The sequence below is a fragment of the Blastomonas sp. CCH1-A6 genome, assembly GCF_001556365.1.
Classification (GTDB): domain Bacteria; phylum Pseudomonadota; class Alphaproteobacteria; order Sphingomonadales; family Sphingomonadaceae; genus Blastomonas; species Blastomonas ursincola.
Genome location: NZ_LSIS01000153.1, coordinates 1 through 21,654, shown reverse-complemented (window position 1 = coordinate 21,654; position 21,654 = coordinate 1). Strand labels below are relative to the sequence as shown.

The window sequence follows — 21,654 nt, the reverse complement described above, 5'->3', positions numbered from 1 at the left end:
GGCGCGCATTTGCCCGCCTCTCGCGCGAGCAGCGCGAAGATTTCGCCATGATGCGCCTCGAACAGATCGGCAGCGCGGGTGAGCGCGGCGGCGCGCTCGGCCACCGGCGCGTCCCAGATGCGCGCGGCGGCGATGGCGGCCCTGGCCTCGGCCTCGCCCGCATCGGTGACGGTGCCCACCTGGCGGTCGGTCTGGGCGGGGCTGAACACCTCGCGCGGCGCTGCGCCCGAACCCGCCTCGACCGCGAGAATCGGGGCGGCCTGCCACTGATGGTCGGCAAACGCCCCGCGCGATTCGAGGAATTCGTTGAGATCGGCGCGGTTGGCGAGGTCCCAGCCGCGCGAATTGACGCGCGACGGGGCATAGATCGCCGCGGGGCGGATGATCTTCGCATCGGCCTCGGCGCGCGCAGCCTCGAGCTGCTCGAACGGATCGGCAGCGATCGCCTCGGCGGGCACGGCATGGTTGGCGAGCTGGTTGACGAACGACGAGTTCGCCCCGTTCTCGAGCAGGCGGCGCACCAGATAGGCGAGCAGTTCGCGGTGGCGGCCCACCGGCGCATAGATGCGCGAGCGCACTTTCTCGTTGCGCAGCAAGGCGTTGTGCAGCGGTTCTCCCATGCCGTGGAGGCGCTGGAACTCGAAATCGTCGCGGTTGCCCGCCATTTCCAGGATCGCCGCGACGCTGTGCGCATTGTGTGTGGCGAATTGCGGATAGATTCGGTCGGTGAGCCTGAGCAGCTGTGCGGCGCAGCAGATATAGGAGATGTCGGTCGCCGCCTTGCTGGTGAACACCGGGAAATCGGGCACGCCATCGACCTGCGCGCGCTTGATTTCGCTGTCCCAATAGGCACCCTTGACCAGCCGCACCATGATCTTGCGGTCGAGCGATTCGGCCAGTTTGTACAACCAGTCGATGACAAAGCTGGCGCGGCGGCCGAAGGCCTGCACGACCACGCCAAGGCCATCCCAGCCGGCCAGTGTCGGATCGTTCATCACCAGCTTGATGATGTCGAGCGACATGCCGAGGCGATAGGCTTCCTCGGCATCGATATTGAGCCCGATCTTGGCATCGCGCGCAGCGCGGGCGAGTTCGAGCACCCGGTCGGCGAGCGCGGGGACGCACTCGTCTGCCTTGCTCATCTCGTAGCGCGGGTAGAGCGCGGAGAGCTTGATCGACAGGCCCGGATTGGTGCGCATGTCGTCGGTCTTGGCGGCATCGGCGATCGCGCGGATCGCGTTCATGTACGATGCGAAATAGCGGTCGGCATCGGGGAAGGTGAGCGCGGCCTCGCCCAGCATGTCATAGCTGAAGGTCGCGCCTTCGGCGGCCCATTTGCGCGAGCGCTTGAGCGCCTCGTCCATGTCCTCGCCGAGCACGAACTGGTTGCCCAGCTCCTTCATCGCACGGCGCACGGCAGCGCGGATGACGGGTTCGCCCAGCCGCTTGATCGCGCCGCGCAGCGCATCGAGCGGCCCCTTGCTCGACGGGCCTTCGAGCACCGACTGGGTCATGCTGAGCGCGAAGGTGCTGGCATTGACCAGCGTGTTTTCCGACTTGCCGAAATGCTCGCGCCAGTTGGCGGGGCTGATCTTGTCCTCGATGAGGTCGTCGATCGTCTCGGCATCGGGCACGCGCAGCAGCGCCTCGGCCAGCGTCATCAGCGCGAGGCCCTCGTCGCTCGACAGGCCATAGGTGCCGAGGAAGCTCTCCATCAGCGTCGGGCCCGAGGCGGCGCGGACATCCTCGACGACGCGCACCGCACGCGCACGGATGCGCGCACGCAGCTCGGGCGAGGGGGCGTAATTCGCCATCAGACAATCGAGCACCGTGCCTTCATCGGCACGATGGTGAGCGCGCACGGCATCGCGCAGCGCAAGCAATTCGGTCATGGGTGTCGGCCTTTTCCGGGGAGGACCATGGCGCTGCCCCTTACAGATATTTGCGGGCAATTGAAGCCTTGCAAGGCCACATGCGTCACAAAGCGGTGGGTAGCCGCATGGAACGCCGCCAAAACGGGCAGAAATCGCTTTGCACCGGCAATTGTTACAGATATGCGGCGGTTTTGTGACAGGGGACACGCCATTCGCCAGATAGCTGCATTGCCGTATCGCACGGCGCGTGACGATGTGAACGCGCCGGTGACGATCCTGCTCGTCACCTCGCGCGAGACGCGGCGCTGGGTGCTGCCCAAGGGCAACATGATCGAAGGGCTGCAGCCGCATGCCGCCGCCACGCACGAGGCGGAGGAAGAGGCGGGGGTTCGCGGTGCGGCCTGCCCGACGCCGCTCGGCAGCTATCGCTATCGCAAGAAGCGCAAGAACGGCGCGATGCTCAACGTGACGGTCGAGGTGTTCCCCTTCTCGGTCACCGACGTGATGGACGAATGGGAAGAGCAGGACCAGCGCGACCGGCAATGGTTCTCGCTGGAAGAGGCTGCGCAGATGGTCGACGAGCCCGAGCTCGCCGAACTGATCCGCCGCTTCCGCGCCAGCGATGCCGATCGTCGCATCGCCAAGGGCGGTTTTCTTCCGGATACGCAAAAGGCTTCACCGAAAATGGCGGTTTTCTCCTGGGTTCAGGCCCTTCTGCCCAAGCAGGGCAATTTCTTCGAGCTGTTCGAGGCGCATGCACTGACGCTGCTGTCGGGCTCAAACGCGCTGGCCCGGCTGTTGAACGGTGGGCCGGGCATGGCCGACCATGTCCAGGAACTGGTCGAGCGCGAGCATGAGGCCGACCAGATCACCCGCGAGGTGCTGCAGACCGTGCGCCGCACCTTCCTGACCCCGTTCGACCGCAGCGCGATCACCAGCCTGATCGGCGCGATGGACGATGCCATCGACGAGATGCAGAAGACCGCGGGCGCGATCGACCTCTACGAGGTGACCGAGTTCAAGCAGGAGATGAAGGATATCGCCGCGATCATCGTCGATTGCGCGCGGATCACGGTCGAGGCGCTGCCACTGCTGCGCAACGTCAACAAGAACGCCCATCGCCTGCACGAGCTGACCGAGCGCCTCGTCATCATGGAAGGCCATGCCGACGAGATTCATGCGCGCGGGCTGAAGGCCTTGTTCAAGGAACATGGCGCGGCGAGCCCCATCCAGTTCACCGTCGGGCGCGAGCTGTTCATGCATCTCGAGCGCGTGGTCGACCGGTTCGAGGATGTCGCCAACGAGATCGACGGTCTCGTCATCGACCACGCCTGACGCGCGCCGCACCCCATGGAAACCACCATCATTGCCATGCCGCTGCTGATCGCGCTGATCGCGCTCGCACTGGCGTTCGACTTCCTGAATGGTCTGCACGATGCCGCCAATTCGATCGCGACCGTGGTCTCGACCCGGCTGCTCAAGCCCGTGCACGCGGTGCTGTTCGCAGCGTTCTTCAACTTCGCGGCCTATTGGATCTTCGGGCTAAAGGTCGCCGAGACGATCGGCAAGGGCATTATCGATGCCGATATCGTCAATCCGCAGGTGATCTTCGGCGCGCTGGTCGGGGCGATGTTCTGGAACGTCGTCACCTGGTGGAAAGGCATTCCGTCCTCGTCGAGCCATGCGCTGGTCGGCGGGCTGATCGGGGCGGGGGTGATGCGCGCCGGGCTCGACGGCATCGTCTGGTCGGGCGTGCTCAAGACCGCCTCGGCGATCGTGCTGTCGCCGACGATCGGCATGATCCTGTCGATCCTGCTGGTGGTGATGACCTCGTGGATCTTCCTGCGCGCCACCGCCAAGCGGGCCGAGGGCGTGTTCAAGAAGCTGCACCTGGTCTCGTCTGCGGCCTATTCGCTCGGCCATGGCGCCAATGACGCGCAGAAGACGATGGGGATCATCACCGTGCTGCTCTATTCGCAGGGCATGCTCGAGGGCGAGTTCGCGGTCCCCGAATGGGTGGTGCTGAGCTGCTATGTCGCGATCGCGCTCGGCACGCTTTCGGGCGGGTGGAAGATCATCGAGACCATGGGCACGCGCATCACCAAGCTGTCGCACCAGCAGGGCTTCTGCGCCTCTTCGGGCGGATCGGTGATGCTGTTCGCGGCGACCGCGTTCGGCATTCCGGTCTCGACCACGCACACGATCACCGGCTGCGTCGTCGGCGTGGGCGCGGCGCGGCGCGCGTCTGCAGTGCGCTGGGGCGTCGCCGGGCGCGTCGTCATCGCCTGGCTGATCACCATCCCCGCTTCGGCCGCGGTCGGCGCGCTGTTCTACTGGCTGACGACGATCTGGGGCTGATCGGTAACGCCGGGATCAGATGATCCCGACATCCTTGCCCGCCGCCTCGAAGATGCCGAGAATCTGCGTGACCTGTTCGCTCGAATGCTCGGCGCAGAGCGAGCAGCGCAGCAGCGTCATGCCGGCAGGGGTTGCGGGCGGGCGGGCGAGGTTGACGTAGAGGCCACGATCGAGCAGCGCCTCCCACATCTGCGCGCCCTTCAGCATATCGGGCATGATCACCGCGATGATGCCGCTCTGTGCCTCGGGCGTGCCGAGCGCAAAGCCGAGATCGCGCAGCCCCTGGTGCAGGCGCTTGGAATTCTCCCACAGATGCGCGCGCTTGTTGCCCGCGTGCATGAGCTTGCGGATGCTGGTCGCGGCGGTGGCGACGACCGAGGGCGGCAGGCTGGCGGTGAACACATAGGGGCGGCAGACCAGGCGCAGCACCTCGAACTTCGGGTGGTTCGACACGCAGAAGCCGCCGACGGTGCCGACCGACTTGCTGAACGTTCCGATGATGAAATCGACATCGTCGATCACGCCCGCCGCTTCGGCAACGCCGCGGCCATGTTCGCCGATAAAGCCCATCGAATGCGCCTCGTCGACCAGCACCATCGCGCCGGCGGCCTTGGACACCGCGACCATCTCCTTGAGCGGGGCGATGTCGCCGAGCATCGAATAGACGCCTTCGAGCACCACCAGCTTGCCCGCTTCGGGGGGCAGGCGCTTGAGCCGCTTTTCCAGCGCCTCGACATCATTGTGGCGGAAGGCGACGATCTGCGCATTGCCGAGCGAGCAGCCGTCATAGATCGAGGCATGGCTGTCGATATCGAGGATGACGTAATCGTCCTTGCCCGCCATGGTCGAGATGATGCCCAGATTCGCCTGGTATCCGGTGGAAAAGACCATCGCATGGTCCATCCCATAGAATTCCTTCAGCGCTTCCTCGCATTCGCGGTGCCCGGCATAGGTGCCATTGAGCACACGGCTGCCGGTGGTGCCCGATCCGAAATTGTCGAGCGCGGTCTTGCCGGCGTCCAGAACGTCGGGATCGAAGGTCATGCCCATATAGTTGTAGGTGCCCAGCAGGATCGTCTCCTTGCCGTTGCACATCGCCACTGTCGGCGATTTGACCGATTCCATGACCAGCGAGAAGGGATCGCGCACGCCGGTGGACAGCAGGGCCTCGCGCTCGCCGATCAGGGCGTCGAACTTGGAAAACAGGTCGGTCATTCTGGGGTCTCTGCAAGATTGGGGAAGGTGCGCACGATAGCGCGGGTCAGGCGGTGAGCTTCTCGACCGCGGCGACCAGCTGGCCGACGGTCTCGATCTCGGCCTGCATGTTCATGGTGATGATGATGTCGAACTCGTCCTCGATCGCGGCGACAAAATCCATGACGGTGAGGCTGTCCCATTCCAGATCGGAGGCGAAGGTGGTGCTCTCGGTCAGCGCGACGCCCTTCTTGTTAAAGGGTTCGATCTGCGCAGCGATCCGGTCATAAATGGCGGTGTCGGTCATGTCTTGCTTTCATCCGTAACAGTTGTCTCTGCCCATGCCCCGCGAATGCGGCACAATCGCGGCAGCTTGTTGCAGCCAGAAGGGCAGTGCGGTGCCGCTTGTCAAGCGCAGTGCGGCTGTGTCATCAATCTGTAATGGAAGAGGGTGCCACGAAAATGCGAGTCGATGCGAGCCGTCCGGCGATCCCGAGCCCCTGGCCGCAGACGCCGCACACCTTCTCCCCGCACGCCATTCACCTGATCCGCACCTCGGTGCAGACCAACCTGTCCTTGAGCCAGATGGCCGATCAGAAGGCGAGCATCCTGATGGGCGCGACGTTCGTGGTGTTCACCATCGCGGTCGGCCAGGCGCGCGGCGGCAATGTCAGCCTCCCGCTGATGGTGCTGGCGCTGTTCGCCTTCCTGTCGGCCATGTGCGCGGTGTTCGCGATCCTGCCCTCGGTGCGCGGCACGCCCAAGCCGAAGGCCGACGTGCCGCCCGGGGCGACCAATTTCATGTTCTTCGGCAATTTCTCGCAGATGACCGAGGATGATTTTGCCGATCTGGTGATCGACCAGCTTCACATGGACGAGACGATCTTCCGTACCATGCTGCGCGACGTGCACCAGAACGGCATGGTGCTGCAGCACAAGAAATACCGTTATCTGGGCCTGGCCTATCGGCTGTTCCTGATCGGCCTGAGCATCACCTTTGCGCTGTTCGTCGTCGAAATGGCGCTCGGCCACCCGCTCATCAGCGTTTGAGCCAGCCTTCGGCGCGATACCAGCGCGCGGTTTCGGCCAGTCCTTTCGGCGTCGCTATTTCCGGTTGCCACAGATCGCGCGGCGGGCGGCGCAGCGGATCGGATGTCCAGTCGCTATGCGCGATATAGCGCGCGCGATCGGGCGTGAGCTTCGCCTTGGGACCGCGCAGCAGGCGGTCGGCGCGCGCGGCCATGAACAGGCCGAGCTTCGGCGCGCGCGCGGTGCGCACCTTGCGCCCCACCGCGCGGCCCAGCGCATCGGCAAAGCCCTCATGGCTCCAGCCCTGCGGGGTTCCGTCATCGGCCTCGTAGATCGCGTGCACATCGCCCGCACCGCCCGCGAGCCGCACCAGCAAGGCGGCCAGATCGGCGACATGGATCACCGACATGCGCCCGCTCGGCGGCAGCATGACCAGGCCCTTTGCTGCCATGCGGAACAGGTCCAGCATCTCGGTATCGCCGGGGCCATACACGGCGGGTGGGCGCACCATGATCCAGTCTAGGCCAGAGGCGGTGACCCGGTCCTCGGCCTCGGCCTTGGACCAGCAATAGTTGGACAGGGCGCGTTCGCGCGCGGCGAGCGACGAGACATGGATGAAGCGCGTAATGCCCGCCGCTTGCGCCGCTGCGACCATATTCTCGGTACCGGTGATATTGCCCGCGACGAAGCCCGCGCGGTCGGGCGCGTTGACCACGCCGGCAATGTGCAGCACGACATCCGCGCCATCGCACAGGCGGTTGAGGCTCTCGGCATCGGCGAGCGATCCCTCGACCCAGGTGACGCCTTCACGCGCGCGCTGCGACTTGCGGGCGAGCGCGCGGACGCTGTGCCCCGCCGCCAGCGCCTGGTCGATCGCAGCTCCCCCGACAAAGCCGGTGCCGCCGGTCATCGCGATCACGCTCATAGCAGCACCATCTGGTCACGATGGACGAGCGCGCTGCGCGGCGCATAACCCAGCACCTCGGCGATGCCATCGCTGCGCAGGCCGATGATCCGCGCGGCATCGGCGGCATCATATTCGCTGAGGCCCCGCGCGATCACCTCGCCGCCGGGGCCTGCAATCTCGATCACGTCGCCGCGCGCGAACCTGCCCTCGATCGCGGTGGCGCCGGCGGGGAGCAGACTCGAGCCCTTGGCGAGCGCGGAGACCGCGCCCGCATCGACGCTGATCCGCCCGCGCGCGGTCATGCGCCCGGCGAGCCACAGCTTGCGGCCCTTGCCCTGCTTGCCGGCGGTGAACACAGTGCAGCGCCCGGTCTCGTCGAGCCGCTGCAAGGGGTGCTCGTGCGTGCCGTTGGCGATGGCGAGATGCGCGCCCGCGCTGGTCGCGATCCGCGCGGCCTCCAGCTTGGAGAGCATGCCGCCTGATCCCATGCCAGAGGCAGAGCCGCCATCGGCCATCGCCCTGATGCGCGCATCGATCCGTCCGACGCTTTCGACCAGCCGCGCATCGGGCTCGTTCTTCGGATTGGCGGTGTAGAGCCCGTCGACGTCGGAGAGCAGCACCACGCCGCCCGCGCCCGCCGCCTGCGCGATGCGCGCGGCGAGCCGGTCATTGTCGCCGAAGCGGATTTCCTCGGTCGCGACTGAATCGTTCTCGTTGATCACCGGCACGACGTCGAGCGCGATCAGGCGGCGCAGCGTCGCCGAGGCGTTGAGGAAGCGGCGGCGATCCTCGAGATCGTCCAGCGTCACGAGCATCTGCGCGGCGGTAATGCCATGTTCGCCCAGCAGTTCGGCCCAGCACTGGCTGAGCGCGATCTGGCCGGTGGCGGCAGAGGCCTGCGCATCCTCCAGGCTCGCGCGCCCGCCCTTGGGCAAGCCGAGCCGTCGCGCACCGAGCGCGATCGCGCCCGAGGAGACGATGACGATCCGCTGGCCCGCCTTGATACGCCCGGCAATGTCCGCGACCAGCGAAGCGAGCCATTCGCGCCGCACCTTGCCCTCGGGCGCGACCAGCAGCGCCGAGCCGACCTTGACGACCAGCACCGTGCAGTGCGCGGGGGAGAGGGGTGAGGGGGTCATTTACTCTTCCCCTTGAAAGCTCCGACCCAAGTGATGACCTCGATCAGCACGGTGTGACCACCTCTTCCGAGTTCCCGAGCGAAGTCGAGGGACGTGTGCTCGAACGGTTGCGAATACGTCCCTCGACCTTGGTTTACCCTGAGCGGCTGGTTTTGCCAGCCAGCCGAAGGGCTCGGGACAAACGGAAATGGGAGCGAATTAAACCAATTCTGCCGCTCACTCAAACCGGCGACCATGTGCCCGGCTCGTCGTCGCGGTCGGGGTCGACTCCCTCGGGCTGTTCGGTCGCGGTCACGTGCGGCAGATAGTCGAGCAGCGCGTCGAACAGTTGCTCGATGCCCTTGCCGGTTGCACCCGAGATCGGAAACACCCGGTCCGCGCCCGCCGCCACCAGCTCAGCCGCGAAATGCTGCATCAGCTCGTCGTCGAGCAGGTCGCCCTTGTTGAGCGCGACCAGCCTGGGCTTCTCGTCCAGCCCGGCGCCGTAATTTTCCAGCTCGCCATCGACGATGCGCATCGCCTCGACCGGATCGTCGCCATTGGCATCGATCAGATGGATCAGCACCTGGCAGCGCTCGATATGGCCGAGGAACCGGTCACCGATCCCGGCCCCCTCCGCCGCGCCCTCGATCAGGCCCGGAATATCGGCGAGCACGAACTCGCGGTTGCGATGCCGCACCACGCCCAATTGCGGGCGCAATGTCGTAAAGGGATAGTCGCCCACCTTGGCATGCGCGTTGGTGACCTGGTTGATGAAGGTGGACTTGCCCGCATTGGGCAGCCCTACCAGCCCCGCATCGGCCATCAGCTTCAGCCGCAGCCAAACCCACATTTCCTCGCCCGGCCAGCCCGGCCCGTGCTGACGCGGCGCGCGGTTGGTGCTGGTGGCATAGCTCAAATTCCCGCGCCCTCCATCGCCGCCGCGCAGCAGGGTGATGCGCTGGCCGGCATGGGTGAAATCGGCGAGCACATCCTCCTTGTCCTCGGACAGGATCTGCGTGCCCACGGGTACCTTGATGACCAGATCGTCGCCGCCTGCGCCGGTGCGGTTGCGGCCCATGCCGCCGGTGCCGCGCTTCGCCTTGAAATGCTGGGTATAGCGAAAGTCGATCAGCGTGTTGAGACCGCTGACCGCTTCGAAGATGATGTCGCCGCCCTTGCCGCCATTGCCGCCATCGGGGCCGCCATATTCGACATATTTTTCGCGGCGGAAGGACACCGCGCCCTGTCCGCCCGCGCCGGAACGAATGAAAATCTTGGCTTGATCGAGAAAATGCATGGCCGCGCCCCTAACGGAAAGCGCCGCGAAACGCCAGAGTAACCGAATCGGCGCTAGATGGCCGTGTCAGGATGACGGGGCAGCGTGTCGCATTTTGCGCGCAGCCCCTTGCCTGACGGCTGAGAAATACGATATTCGAGACGACCTATGCACAGCACGACAATCCGTTCAGCGTCTCCCCGACGCCTCGCTGCCATCGTGGCAGGCGAGGCAGGCCTGGTCGTGCGCGCCGGGCCCGATCGCGAGGACGATGACGGACCGCCGGATATCGGCATCGCGGTCAAGACCCGCGCCAAGTCGAAAAAGCCCAGCCAATACAAGGTGCTGATGCTCAACGACGATTACACCCCGATGGAATTCGTGGTGCTCGTCCTCAAGCGCTTCTTCAGCATGAACATGGACGAGGCGACCCGCGTGATGCTCCACGTCCACCAGAAGGGCGTCGGCGTTTGCGGCATCTTCACTTACGAGGTTGCCGAGACCAAGGTGAATCAGGTGATGGATTTCGCCCGGCAGAACCAGCACCCGCTGCAATGCACGCTGGAGAAGGTTTGACCTTCCGGGCCTTGCCCCCCTCTTGCACCAGCCCGCGCAGCCGCTAAACAGCGGCGATGGACAAGATCATCATTCGCGGCGGCAAGCCGCTCTCGGGCCGTATTCCCATTTCCGGAGCCAAGAACAGCGCGCTGACGCTGCTGCCGTGCGCGCTGCTGACCGACGAGCCGCTGACGCTGCGCAACCTGCCGCGGCTGGCCGATGTCGACAGCTTCGGCCATCTGCTCAACCAGCTTGGCGTGTCGACGATGATCGAAGGCGCGCGGCCCGAGGATTTCGGCCGGGTGATGACGCTGCGCGCGGGCCGGGTGACCTCGACCGTCGCGCCCTATGACATCGTGCGCAAGATGCGCGCGTCGATCCTGGTGCTGGGCCCGCTGCTCGCGCGCGCGGGCGAGGCGACCGTCTCGCTGCCCGGCGGCTGCGCGATCGGCAACCGCCCGATCGACCTGCACCTGAAGGCGCTCGAGGCTTTGGGCGCGGAGATCGAGATCACCGCAGGGTATGTCACTGCGCGCGCCCCCAAGGGAGGCCTTCCCGGCGGCGATTTCGGCTTCCCCGTGGTCTCGGTCGGCGCGACCGAGAACGCGCTGATGACGGCGGTTTTGTGCAAGGGCACATCGACGCTGCGCAATGCGGCGCGCGAGCCCGAGATCGTCGATCTGTGCAACCTGCTCGTCGCGATGGGCGCGAAGATCGAGGGGATCGGCGGATCGACGCTGGTCATCCATGGCAAGGACCGGCTGCACGGTGCGACCTATCGCGTGATGGCCGACCGCATCGAGGCGGGCAGCTATGCCTGCGCCGCCGCGATCACCGGCAGCGCGCTCGACCTGATCGGCGCGAAGCTCGACGAGATGGAGGCGACTGTCGCGGCGCTGCGCCAGGCGGGCGTGCATGTCGAGGAAATCGCCGATGGCATCGCGGTGCGCCCCAATGGCAAGCTGCAGGCGCTCACGCTTTCGACCGCGCCGTTCCCCGGCTTTGCCACCGACATGCAGGCGCAGTTCATGGCGATGCTGTGTCTGGCCGAAGGCGCAAGCGTGCTGACCGAGACGATCTTCGAGAACCGCTACATGCACGTGCCCGAACTCAACCGCATGGGCGCGCATATCGAGGTCAAGGGCCGCACCGCAGTGGTGCACGGCGTCGAACGCATGGTCGGCGCGCCCGTCATGGCGACCGACCTGCGCGCCTCGATGAGCCTGATCATCGCCGGGCTCGCCGCCGAGGGCGAGACCGAGGTCAACCGGGTCTATCACCTCGATCGCGGTTATGAGCGGCTGGAAGAAAAGCTCCAGGCGGTCGGCGCGGACATCGAGCGCGTCGGCGGGGATTGATTGCTCTTGTCTTCCCTCCCGCCTGCGGGAGGGGAGGGGGCGCTTAACCCTGCGCTCGAGGCCTTTCCATTCGGTCTCGCCGAAATGCGTTCCCCTCCCTGGCCAGGGAGGGGCTAGGGGTGGGTCGCGACGGGGTCGAGCAAGCGGTGGTTCTGTAGAGGCTTTACCAACCCCCTACCCCTCCCTTTCAGGGAGGGGAGCCTTGTTGTGCGGCTTCGCCATCGCTGGTTGCACCGCGCGCCTCGATCACATCCCTGACCAGCCACAGCCGGATCGCGCTCGCCAGATTGGGCGGCTGTTCTACCGCGATCCGCTCGACATCGATCCGCGCCACAAGCGCGTTGAGCGGCAGGCCGCGCGACTCGGCGGCGGCTTTCAGCAGATCCCAGAACATCGGCTCCAGGCTGATCGAGGTCATGTGTCCGGCGATCTGGATACTGCGCTTGACCGGGCCGTGGAACAGGTCTTCCGGCGGAATGCTCATGCGGGCGGGTAGAGCCGGTTCATCTCGGCGACATTGTTGGCGATGATCAGTTCGAGAACGCCCATGTCCACCTGATCGAGCCGGTTGATGTACAGGCACGATTTTTCCATCTTGTGCTTGCCGAGCCGGGCCAGCAGCGTTTCCTGCTGCTGCGCGGCGGCATCGTCGCAAGCGCCGCACATCAGGTAAATGCTGTGCTTTCCCTTGCGTGGCGCAAAGCCCGAGCGCATCGCGGTGCCGCTACGGCCGCTATCATAGGTGTAATCATAGGAGCCGAAGCCGATCATGCTGGGCCCCCACATCTTCGCAGGTTCGCCGGTGACCCGTTCGTACAGCGCCAGCAGCGTCTCGGCCTCCTCGCGCCGCCGCTCGGGCTCGAGTGCCGCGATATAGGCGGCAACATCCGCATCGGTCGCCACCGTCTTGTTCTGCGCCTGCGCCATCTTGCATCCCCCTGACCGATGCCCTAGAGGCTAGCACGTCTGATGGGGAGTAGCCAACCGGCGGTAAGCCGGTCCGTGCGTCAACACACTTGGCTGAGAGGCCATGGCGCAAGGGTTTCCGGGTCCACGCGATCCGGCTTCCGGCAAGACCGATGACATCCGAACCCATTGTCCGGCCGGGCGGGGGGGAAGATGCCATTGTGTCGCCTGCTGCCCGGCCCTGAAAGTCTCGTCGGATGGAAGCCTTTCTTGCCTCGCTGTCGCTGGTCGCGCTCGCCGAAATGGGCGACAAGACCCAGTTGCTCGCGATCCTGCTCGCCGCGCGCCTGCGCAAGCCGGTGCCGATCATCGCCGGCATCTTCGCCGCGACGCTCGCCAACCATTTTCTCGCCGCGCTGGTCGGTCAGCAGGTCGCAGGCTTGCTCGATAGCCCCGCTTTCCGCTTTGCCATCGCGGGCGGGTTCATCGTCATGGGTCTCTGGGCGCTGATCCCCGACAAGTTCGACGAGAATGACGAGCCCAAAAGGCGTGGCGCGGGCGTGTTCCTGACCACGCTGATTGCGTTCTTCCTGGTCGAGATGGGCGACAAGACCCAGATCGCCACCGTGGCCATGGGCGCGCATTACCAGAATGTCGTCGCGGTGACCGCCGGGACGACATTGGGCATGATGGTCGCCAATGTCCCCGCCGTGCTGCTGGGTCACCGGATCGAGCGCATCCTGCCGATCCGCGCGCTGCAGATCGGCGCAGCGCTGATGTTTGCCGGGCTGGGCATCTGGATCGGCGCGCAGACCGCAGGCTGGGTGTGATCGCCCTTGCCCCCATGCCCCCGCGCTGTTAGGCGGCGCGCGATCCCTGTTTTCCTGTAAGAAAGTCCGCTTGCATGACCCAATCGGTAAACCGCGTTGTTCTGGCCTTTTCGGGCGGTCTGGATACCAGCGTCATCCTCAAATGGCTGCAGCAGACCTACAACTGCGAAGTGGTGACCTTCACCGCCGATCTCGGCCAGGGCGAAGAGCTGGAGCCCGCGCGCGCCAAGGCGCAGATGATGGGCGTGAAGCCGGAGCACATCTTCATCGACGATCTGCGCGAGGAATTCGTGCGCGATTACGTCTTCCCGATGATGCGCGCCAATGCGCTGTACGAAGGCACCTATCTGCTGGGCACCTCGATCGCGCGCCCGCTGATCGCCAAGCGCCAGATCGAGATCGCAAAGATGGTCGGGGCCGATGCGGTCAGCCATGGCGCGACCGGCAAGGGCAACGATCAGGTGCGGTTCGAGCTCGGCTATTATGCGCTCGATCCGGATGTGAAGGTGATCGCTCCCTGGCGCGAATGGGACCTGACCAGCCGCACCCGGCTGATCGAGTTCGCCGAGGCGCACCAGATTCCGGTCGCCAAGGACAAGCGCGGCGAAGCGCCGTTCTCGACCGACGCGAACCTGCTGCACACCTCGTCCGAGGGCAAGGTGCTCGAAGATCCGTGGGATGAAGTCCCCGATTATGTCTATTCGCGCACCAACCATCCCGAAGAGGGGCCGGACACGCCGGAATATATCACCATCGATTTCGAACGCGGCGATGGCGTCGCGCTGAACGGTGAGGGGATGAGCCCGGCGACGCTGCTCGCGAAGCTAAACGATCTTGGCAAGACGCATGGCATCGGGCGGCTCGATCTGGTCGAGAACCGCTTTGTCGGCATGAAGTCGCGCGGGATGTACGAAACGCCCGGCGGCACCATCTACCACATCGCGCATCGCGGCATCGAGCAGCTGACGCTCGATCGCGGCGCGGCGCATCTCAAGGACGAGCTCGCCCCGCGCTATGCCGAGCTGATCTATAACGGCCTGTGGTTCAGCCCCGAGCGCGAGATGCTGCAGGCGGCGATCGATCACAGCCAGAGCCATGTCACCGGCACGGTGCGGCTGAAGCTGTACAAGGGCAATGCCTGGGTCGTCGGCCGCAAGTCGCCCTATTCGCTCTACAGCGAGAAGGTCGTGACCTTCGAGGACGATGCCGGCGCCTATGACCAGAAAGATGCGGAGGGCTTTATCAAGCTTAACGCGCTGCGGCTGCGGCTGCTGGGCCGTCGTCAGGGCTGAGGGCGGCGCATGGCGGGGCAGGGCAAGGACGACAACCGCCTGCTGATGCAGGGCCTGACCTATGCGGGCGCGCTGCCGTTCATCGCGGGCGCGCTCAGCCATGTCATCGGATTCGGCGATGTCAACGCGGCGAACCTGACCTGCTACTGGGCGTTCACCATCCTGATGTTCATGGCGGGCACGCTCTGGGGCATCCAGGTGGTGGCGCCGCAGCGGGTTGCACCGAACCTGTTCATCGCCAGCAATGCGGTGGTGCTGGGCACCTGCGCCGCGCTGTGGTTCGTGCCGTTCAACGAGGCGGCCTTGCTGTTCGCTTTGGGCTTCGGGGTTTTGTGGTGGCTCGACAAGCAGGCGGTGCGCGCAGGGGCGACCGATGCGACTTATGGCACGATGCGCAGCCGGGTGACGGGGATCGTGGTCGCGTGCCTGGTGGTCCTGGCCGTGGTGCCGATGGGGGCTCTTGGCTGATACGTTTGCGCAAGCGTCCCTCGACTACGCTCGGGAACGCGGTAGGGGTCGAGGCGCGACTCAGTCAAATCCGTTCGTCCCGAGCGAAGTCGTGGGACGTATGCACGAATCAGGCGAACTCTTACCCAGCCGAGAAACGCCTTTGTTACGCCCCGATGAAACAAACGAACCGGCGCACCTTAATCCCTTGCTATCCACCATCTTATCCACAGCGAAGCTGCGCTGCCTGTGGATAACTCGTGCGAATCTGCTGGTCGCGACTCGGGTCTCGTGACACCTTCAAGAGGTCGGAAGGACAGACGGAAAGCGGACTGAAGGCCAGAAAAACCAAGCGAATACAGTGATGTAGGGCGCAGGTTTGAGGGCTGGAGAGATCGCCCGGACCAGGAGTTGGCAGCAGCGAACGGTGCGGCAGGAAGGCCGGTGTTATGCACAGGCTGGAAGGGATTGTCCCCCAAGGCTCCGGAGCAGCAATGCGAAGGAGCGGGCGGGATGGTCTGAAAAGGTTCGGCTGGACGGACGATGATCGGCAGACGGGCAAGATGCGGGTCGCAAGACCTGGATGGAGCGGTCGGCCGGTGCGATGCCTCGGGGCAGGGCCTTAAGGGTCAGGACAACCGGTTAACGCGCACGGCTTTTCGGAGCGGTGTTGCTGGGGCCGGATGATCGGAACCGGATGGCACAAGCCGGGGGTGTCAGGCAGAGCGCGGACTTGGGGCGAAGGTCTTCGGACCAGGGGCCTTCGGGCCAATCGACCCAAGCCTCGCGCGAAGCCGGACGCCTGAAAGGGTGATCGGGATCGAAGGCGGAGCCGAAGCAGAAATGCGGACGCAACACCATCGACAGCCTGGAACGGACATGTCGGCCCCACCGCTCGCGGCGCGGCAGACAGACCATCTTGAGGCGGGAAACCGCTTTCACGGGCATCGGATCAACGATCCGGAGAGCCAGATCAGGCGCAGTGGGGGCCGACAGCAATGTCGGCCCCCGTTTTGCGTCCGGTCGGTGTGTGCGGCTCGCCGGCGCTTGAGGCCGCGCGGCGATCACGTTAGGCTCGGTCCGCGCAGAGCTGCGGTGGACAGACATCGCGAGGCGCCACAAGGGTTTTTGGGGGGGATGAATGAGAGGAAAGACATTTGCCTGGGTCGCAACGGCCCTCATGCTGCTGGCAACTGCCATGCCAAGCGCCGCCAGCGCGGCGACACCGGCCGAGCTCGCGGCCGCCAAGCGCTATGTCGAGGGCATCTACGCCAAGCTGCCGGGGGATTTCGATTATCGTTCGGCGCGCTATGCGCCCGCGCTCAAGGTGCTGATCGCCAAGGATGACGCCTGTGCCGAGGCCGGCGGCGGCATCTGCGTGATCGACGCGGTTCCGTTCTGCGACTGCCAGGATACCGGGAGCGATTACAAGCTCGTCAGCAGCACGGTGGTGGCGAGGGGCGACACCGGCGCGCGCGTCACCGTGCAGATGCGCAATGGCGGCCCGAAGCGCTATTCGGTCGATCTGGTACTCATCAAGGGCCAATGGTTCGTCAGCGATATCGCCACGCCAACCACGCCCAGCTTCGCCGCCAAGCTGCGCAAGGGATTGAAGTCAGGGGGCTGAACTGGGCGCGCTGCGTCAGCTGCCTACCGCTGGTGTCCAGACACCCGCCGCAAATAGCGCGCTTGCGGCGCGCGCCATGTTCCACAGAGCATAGGCGAGCAGCACCAGCAGTGCGGCGATGACCACGCCGCGCTGGCGGGCAAAGGCTCCCGCCAGCGTGCATGCGGCGAACAGCGCCACGCCGAACATCAGTCGCGGCGTCCAGACCGCCGCCCAGGCCTCGCTGATGCCGGCCAGCGCGCCGAGCAGCAGCCAGACCATCGCGTTCGCAGCAAACACGCAGCCGAACACCACGCCGCGATGCGCCCAGAAATGCGCGTCGAGATCGATGGCCGTCTCCACCCCTTCTGCAGTGACGCGGGGGAAGGTGATGCTGGCGGCGATATAGAAGGTTGCCGCAATGATCAGCCCGACCAGCAGCAGCGCCGGATTGAACGGCGCATCGCGAAAGAACACCCAGGCCTGGTTCCAGAAGGTCACCAGATCGACCGCGACGAAAAGCGCGAGCAGCGGTGTCAGCCAGCCGAATCGCACCCGTTGGCGTTCGTGCAGCACGCGCGCGAAACCGCCGACCAGCTCTGCGACCGACAGACCGAGCAGCAGACCATAGAAGCTGAAGAAGAATTCGAAGGCGCTCATCGGAACCTTTGGCCGGGTGCAGGCTGCGGCGGGCAGCGGTTATCGCGCGACGCTAGGCACCGCCCCGGCGTTCGTCCAGCCCGATCCCGCTGACGCTGCTGCACGGGGGTTGCGCATTTCGGGTAGCCCGGTAGGACACGCTCAAGGGACAAAAGGGCAGGACCATGGATCGCAAGCTTACCTGGTATATTTTCGCCGGCATGGTGCTCGGCGTGGCGGTCGGTTATGCCGTCCATGTCGGCGTCGCGGCGGACAGCCCGATGTTCGAGTACATCACCAAGACGTTCAAGCTGCTCTCGGACATCTTCCTCAACCTCATCAAGCTGCTCGTTGCGCCGCTGGTGCTCTCGACCATCGTCGTCGGCATCGCGCATATGGGGGACAGCAGTGCCCTCGGCCGTATCGGCGTGCGCGCGCTGACCTGGTTCATCACCGCAAGCTTCATCTCGATCGGGCTCGGCCTGCTGATGGTCAACCTGTTCCAGCCGGGCATCGGCGCACCGATCCCCGAAGCGGCGGAAGCAGCCAAGATGGTCGGCGAGGTGAAGAAGCTCGACGCGTGGGAGTTCACGCTGTCGATCTTCCCCAAGAACGCGCTCGAGGCGCTCGCGACCAACAACATCCTGCAGATCCTGGTCTTCTCGGTGTTCGCGGGCGTTGCGCTGTCGGCGATCGGCGAGAAGGGCGCGGCGCTGGTCCGCGGCTCCGAAGCGCTGGCCGAGATGATGCTGCAGATCACCGGCTATGTGATGCGCTTCGCGCCCATCGCGGTGTTCGGCGCGATCGCCAAGGTGGTGGCGGGCAGCGGACTGGCGATCCTGGGCACCTATTTCGAGCTGCTGGTGGAGTTCTACGCCTCGCTGGTGCTGCTGTGGATCATCCTGCTGACGATGGGCTGGGTGTTCCTGCGCAGCAAGATCTGGCAGCTCATCCGCTATATCCGCGAGCCGCTGCTGATCGCCTTCTCGACCGCCTCGTCGGAAGCCGCGCTGCCCAAGATGTTCGAACAGCTCGACCGGTTCGGCGTGCCGCGCCGCATCTCGGGCTTCATGCTGCCGCTGGGCTACAGCTTCAACCTTGATGGCTCGATGATGTACATGAGCTTCGCGACATTGTTCATCGCGCAGGCCTATGGCATCGAGCTTTCGATCACCACGCAGATCCTGATCCTGCTGACGCTGATGGTCTCGTCCAAGGGCATCGCTGCGGTGCCGCGCGCCAGCCTGGTGGTCATCACCGGCACGCTGGCGCAATTCGGCCTGCCGGTTGAGGGCGTCGCGATCATCCTCGCGATCGACCAGTTCCTCGACATGGGCCGCACCGCGACCAACGTCGTCGGCAACGCGGTCGCGACCAGCGTCATCACCAAATGGGAGGGCATGCTCGAGGTGCCCGAGCCCGCGGAGATGGACCTGCCCCCCGCGCCGCACGACACGCCCGAGCATGGCACGCGCGGGTTGGACCTTCCCGCCAGCGAATAAGAAAAGGGCCAGCCGTTGCGTACGGCTGGCCCTTCGGCATTTCGATGCTGAAGCAGTCGATCAGTCGATCGTCACGGTCACCGCGCGGCGGTTCTGGGCCCAGCTGGCCTCGTCCGAACCCATCGCGGCAGGGCGTTCCTTGCCGTAGCTGACGACGCGCAGCCGCGATTCGCTGACGCCCAAGGAGACGAGATAGTTCTTCGCGGCATTGGCGCGGCGTTCGCCGAGTGCCAGGTTGTAGTCGCGGGTGCCCCGCTCGTCGGCATGGCCTTCGATGATCGCCTGCTTGTTCGGATACTGGGCCAGCCACTGCGCCTGGCTCTGCAGCGTGATCTGGTCGTCGGCATCAACATTGTAGCGGTCGAGGTCGAACAGGATGCGGTCGGAACGGACCTTGGCGAGGAAATCGGCTTGGCTGCCGGGAACGGCGACATTGCCTACGCCCGAATTATCCTGTCCGGCCGAATTGTCGACAGCCGGACCCGGCGCGGGCGGCAGCTCGGGCGGGGCCTTCTTGGCGCAGGCGCCCAATGCGATGACGGCGGTGGCCAGGACAAGCGTGTTACGGACAGTTCTCATCGAGCGTCTCCTTCTTGTGTGTGGGGCCATACAGACGACACAGACTAGGCCCCATGGGGAAAGTGCGGGGCTAAAGGACACCGTGCCGAAGCGACCCCGTAGTGAAACATAACCAATGTTAAGATGAAGGAAGTCTGACTCCATTCATCGATAGGGTAAACCCGCAGAACCCATAAAAGGCTCCGTCACGGCAGGATCGGGCCCCAGGCGGGGTCGGAGCCATCGACCGGGGTGGGCAGGCGGCGTTCGTTCGCACCGGTCAGGTCCACCTGCCATACGGTCGAGCTGACTGCGCCGCGTCCGGTGCGGAAGAACTGGATCACGCGGCCATTGGGCGCCCAGGTCGGCGCCTCGTCCTGCCAGCTGTTGGTGAGCAACCGCTCGCCGCCGCCTGACGGGCTCATAACGCCGATGCGGAAATTGCCCTGCATCTTGGTGAAGGCAATGAGGTCGCCGCGCGGGCTCCATTCGGGCGTCGCATAGCGGCCACCGCCAAAGCTGATCCGGCGCTGGTTCGATCCGTCGGCGTTCATCACGTAAAGTTGCTGGCCGCCGCTGCGGTCGCTCTCGAACACGATCTGGCTGCCATCGGGCGAGAAGCTGCCGCCAACATCGATGCCGGGACCGTCGGTGAGCCGCACGGGGGTGCCGCCCTCAGCCGAGATCTTGTAGATGTCGGTATTGCCGCCGATTGCCATCGAATAGAGCAGATACTTGCCATCGGGCGACCAGCGCGGCGCGAAAGTGGGATTGCGGCTCTGCGTCACCAGCCGCTGGCGACCGGTGCCGAGGTCATAGACGTAGATGCGCGGGTTGCCGTCGACATAGCTGAGATACGCGATCTGCTTGTAATCGGGCGAGAAGCGCGGGGTCAGTGCGGTCGACTGGCCGTTGGTGATGAACCGGTGGTTCGCGCCATCCGAATCCATGATCGCGAGGCGCTTGGTGCGGTTCCCCTTCGGCCCGGTCTCGGCAATATAGGCGATGCGGCTGTCGAAGAACGGGCTTTCGCCCGACAGGCGCGAATAGATGCTGTCGGCGCATTTGTGCGCGGCGCGGCGCCAGTCCGCCGGTTCGACGACAAAGCCCTGGCGGGTGAGCTCGCTGCCCAGCGCCACGTCATAGAGATAGCAGCCCACGGTGATCTTGCCGTCGCCGTTCGACTTGACGAAACCCTGGATCAGCGCGGCGGCACTGCGACCCTGCCAATAGGGGAAGGTCGGCGCGGTGACCTCGTCGACCGTGATGCGCTTCACCGCATTGCGCCCGATCGGTTTGAACAGGCCCGAGCGGTCGAGATCCGATGCGATGACATCGCTGATGCGGTTGCCAAGGTCCTCGGTGGTGCCGGCAAGCGTGTTTTCGCTCTGCGGGGTGGGCAGCGCCGGGACCGCGATGACGAGGTCCGCGTTGCCGGCATTGTCGACGTCCACCGCGAGCTGGGCATGCGCGGGGGTGGTGGTGAGCAGGGCAGCAATCGCCGCAGACAGTCCCAGCGCCCACTTCCGTTTGTCCCGAGCGAAGTCGAGGGACGTGTGCTCAGGTCCCTCGACTTCGCTCGGGACAAACGGGGAAGGGGTGCGGGAGGGGTTAGGAATTCGCATAGCTTACAATCCCAGATAGAAGGTTGGCTCGATGGTCTGCCATTCCGCGTAATATTGCGCGGGGAACTTGAACGGCGCGGCGCGGCGGACAGCAGCGATCGCGCGCTCCTTGTGCAGCGCCTCCTGCGCGCGGTTGCTCGCATTCACGCCGGTGGTGGTAGCCTGCGGCGTGCCGACGATATTGCCGTTCTCATCCAGCCTGACGACGACTCGCGTGCGCAACAGTTCCGCGTCCGCGCCGGTGGGCGGCACCCAGTGCGGCTTGACCTGGCGCAGCAGCTCACGCTGCAGCGAGGCGACCACCGCCGGGCCTATGGTGGCCGCGGGCGGCGTCTGTGCGCGGCTGGTCGAGGGCTTGTCGGTCACGCCTTCGAGGAAATCCTTGCCGATGCGCGGCGCGCGCGCGGTGGTGTTGGGGCTGGCCTTGGCGGGCGAAGAGGCCGACGGCTTGGCTGCTGGCGTCGATTTCGGCTTGTCGGGGCGGCGGCGCTCGGACGTGTCGGCGGGGGCCTTGGGGCTGGGCTTCTCTGCCGCCTTGGGCTGCGGCTTGGCGGGCGGCGGCGGGGTGCTGCGT

At 65.4% G+C, this 21,654-nt stretch carries 21 protein-coding genes, 1 pseudogene and 1 riboswitch; of the genes and pseudogenes, 10 read left to right on the top strand and 12 right to left on the bottom strand.

The features are described 5' to 3' along the window. On the bottom strand, positions 1–1,892 hold a 1,892-nt coding region (putA, locus tag AX735_RS06385), incomplete at its 3' end, for a bifunctional proline dehydrogenase/L-glutamate gamma-semialdehyde dehydrogenase PutA (protein WP_082750965.1). A gap of 162 nt (positions 1,893–2,054) precedes the next feature. Between putA and AX735_RS06380 the strand changes: the two genes are divergently transcribed. Together AX735_RS06380 and AX735_RS06375 are read left to right on the top strand one after the other, a co-directional pair. Further along, complete coding sequence (locus AX735_RS06380) at positions 2,055–3,209, top strand: DUF47 family protein (RefSeq protein WP_231750038.1); 1,155 nt, start codon at positions 2,055–2,057, stop codon at positions 3,207–3,209. Positions 3,210–3,224: 15 nt separating this feature from the next. Next, on the top strand, positions 3,225–4,232 hold the full coding sequence (locus tag AX735_RS06375) for an inorganic phosphate transporter (protein WP_066277390.1): 1,008 nt from the start codon (positions 3,225–3,227) through the stop codon (positions 4,230–4,232). 15 nt (positions 4,233–4,247) lie between these two features. On the opposite strand, the gene spt is transcribed toward AX735_RS06375, so the two are convergent. After that, positions 4,248–5,447, bottom strand: a complete 1,200-nt coding sequence (gene spt, locus AX735_RS06370) for a serine palmitoyltransferase (RefSeq protein WP_066277381.1) — start codon at positions 5,445–5,447, stop codon at positions 4,248–4,250. Between the two features lie 46 nt (positions 5,448–5,493). Then, positions 5,494–5,733, bottom strand: a complete 240-nt coding sequence (locus AX735_RS06365; RefSeq protein WP_023836291.1) for an acyl carrier protein — start codon at positions 5,731–5,733, stop codon at positions 5,494–5,496. A 155-nt stretch (positions 5,734–5,888) separates the two neighbouring features. Between AX735_RS06365 and AX735_RS06360 the strand changes: the two genes are divergently transcribed. Beyond that, positions 5,889–6,476: a Pycsar system effector family protein gene (locus AX735_RS06360; RefSeq protein ID WP_060978837.1), complete on the top strand. Its 588-nt coding sequence runs from the start codon at positions 5,889–5,891 to the stop codon at positions 6,474–6,476. On the opposite strand, the gene AX735_RS06355 is transcribed toward AX735_RS06360, so the two are convergent. The 3 genes from AX735_RS06355 to obgE form a co-directional block, all read right to left on the bottom strand. Beyond that, the gene (locus tag AX735_RS06355; protein ID WP_066277379.1) at positions 6,466–7,380 is read right to left on the bottom strand and encodes an NAD-dependent epimerase/dehydratase family protein; all 915 of its coding nucleotides are present in this window, start codon (positions 7,378–7,380) and stop codon (positions 6,466–6,468) included. The two genes, AX735_RS06360 and AX735_RS06355, sit on opposite strands and share 11 nt — an antisense overlap. Further along, entirely contained in the window at positions 7,377–8,501 is a 1,125-nt protein-coding gene (gene proB / locus AX735_RS06350) for a glutamate 5-kinase (RefSeq protein WP_066277376.1), read from the bottom strand. Before proB ends, AX735_RS06355 begins: the two co-directional genes overlap by 4 nt. 220 nt (positions 8,502–8,721) lie before the next feature. Then, a complete protein-coding gene (gene obgE, locus AX735_RS06345) occupies positions 8,722–9,780 on the bottom strand; it encodes a GTPase ObgE (RefSeq protein ID WP_066277372.1) in 1,059 nt (352 codons plus the stop codon). Positions 9,781–9,927: 147 nt separating this feature from the next. Between obgE and clpS the strand changes: the two genes are divergently transcribed. Both clpS and murA read left to right on the top strand, forming a co-directional pair. Next, a complete protein-coding gene (clpS, locus tag AX735_RS06340) occupies positions 9,928–10,335 on the top strand; it encodes an ATP-dependent Clp protease adapter ClpS (protein ID WP_082750963.1) in 408 nt (135 codons plus the stop codon). Between the two features lie 56 nt (positions 10,336–10,391). After that, positions 10,392–11,675: a UDP-N-acetylglucosamine 1-carboxyvinyltransferase gene (gene murA / locus AX735_RS06335; RefSeq protein WP_066277368.1), complete on the top strand. Its 1,284-nt coding sequence runs from the start codon at positions 10,392–10,394 to the stop codon at positions 11,673–11,675. A 187-nt stretch (positions 11,676–11,862) separates the two neighbouring features. Here the strand turns inward: murA and AX735_RS06330 are convergent, their stop codons facing one another. Together AX735_RS06330 and AX735_RS06325 are read right to left on the bottom strand one after the other, a co-directional pair. Continuing rightward, positions 11,863–12,159 carry a ribbon-helix-helix domain-containing protein gene (locus AX735_RS06330; protein WP_066277364.1) on the bottom strand — a complete coding sequence of 99 codons (297 nt, stop codon included), beginning with the start codon at positions 12,157–12,159 and terminating at the stop codon, positions 11,863–11,865. After that, positions 12,156–12,602, bottom strand: a complete 447-nt coding sequence (locus AX735_RS06325; RefSeq protein WP_066277361.1) for a DUF1801 domain-containing protein — start codon at positions 12,600–12,602, stop codon at positions 12,156–12,158. The genes AX735_RS06330 and AX735_RS06325 overlap by 4 nt, the downstream gene beginning before the upstream one ends. Before the next feature lie 38 nt (positions 12,603–12,640). Beyond that, a riboswitch (yybP-ykoY riboswitch) is annotated at positions 12,641–12,831 on the top strand. Positions 12,832–12,838: 7 nt separating this feature from the next. Between AX735_RS06325 and AX735_RS06320 the strand changes: the two genes are divergently transcribed. The 4 genes from AX735_RS06320 to AX735_RS06305 all read left to right on the top strand — a co-directional run bounded on the left by AX735_RS06320 (position 12,839) and on the right by AX735_RS06305 (position 16,777). Then, a complete protein-coding gene (locus tag AX735_RS06320; protein WP_066277358.1) occupies positions 12,839–13,411 on the top strand; it encodes a TMEM165/GDT1 family protein in 573 nt (190 codons plus the stop codon). 74 nt (positions 13,412–13,485) lie between these two features. Further along, on the top strand, positions 13,486–14,703 hold the full coding sequence (locus AX735_RS06315) for an argininosuccinate synthase (RefSeq protein ID WP_066277356.1): 1,218 nt from the start codon (positions 13,486–13,488) through the stop codon (positions 14,701–14,703). Between the two features lie 9 nt (positions 14,704–14,712). Continuing rightward, a complete protein-coding gene (locus AX735_RS06310; RefSeq protein WP_066277354.1) occupies positions 14,713–15,171 on the top strand; it encodes a DUF3429 domain-containing protein in 459 nt (152 codons plus the stop codon). Positions 15,172–16,291: 1,120 nt separating this feature from the next. Further along, positions 16,292–16,777 (top strand): DUF3828 domain-containing protein, encoded by a 486-nt coding sequence (locus tag AX735_RS06305; protein WP_082750962.1) that lies wholly within the window; start codon positions 16,292–16,294, stop codon positions 16,775–16,777. Between the two features lie 15 nt (positions 16,778–16,792). Here AX735_RS06305 and AX735_RS06300 read toward each other — a convergent pair whose 3' ends face one another. Beyond that, complete coding sequence (locus AX735_RS06300; RefSeq protein WP_066277343.1) at positions 16,793–17,416, bottom strand: hypothetical protein; 624 nt, start codon at positions 17,414–17,416, stop codon at positions 16,793–16,795. Positions 17,417–17,580: 164 nt separating this feature from the next. Between AX735_RS06300 and AX735_RS06295 the strand changes: the two genes are divergently transcribed. After that, positions 17,581–18,897 carry a dicarboxylate/amino acid:cation symporter gene (locus AX735_RS06295; RefSeq protein ID WP_066277338.1) on the top strand — a complete coding sequence of 439 codons (1,317 nt, stop codon included), beginning with the start codon at positions 17,581–17,583 and terminating at the stop codon, positions 18,895–18,897. Between the two features lie 60 nt (positions 18,898–18,957). Here AX735_RS06295 and pal read toward each other — a convergent pair whose 3' ends face one another. The 3 genes and pseudogenes from pal to AX735_RS25650 form a co-directional block, all read right to left on the bottom strand. Continuing rightward, a complete protein-coding gene (gene pal, locus AX735_RS06290) occupies positions 18,958–19,476 on the bottom strand; it encodes a peptidoglycan-associated lipoprotein Pal (RefSeq protein ID WP_066277334.1) in 519 nt (172 codons plus the stop codon). A gap of 185 nt (positions 19,477–19,661) precedes the next feature. Beyond that, positions 19,662–20,966: a Tol-Pal system beta propeller repeat protein TolB gene (gene tolB / locus AX735_RS06285; protein WP_082750966.1), complete on the bottom strand. Its 1,305-nt coding sequence runs from the start codon at positions 20,964–20,966 to the stop codon at positions 19,662–19,664. A 117-nt stretch (positions 20,967–21,083) separates the two neighbouring features. Then, positions 21,084–21,654: pseudogene (locus AX735_RS25650) on the bottom strand (cell envelope biogenesis protein TolA); the annotation flags it as partial.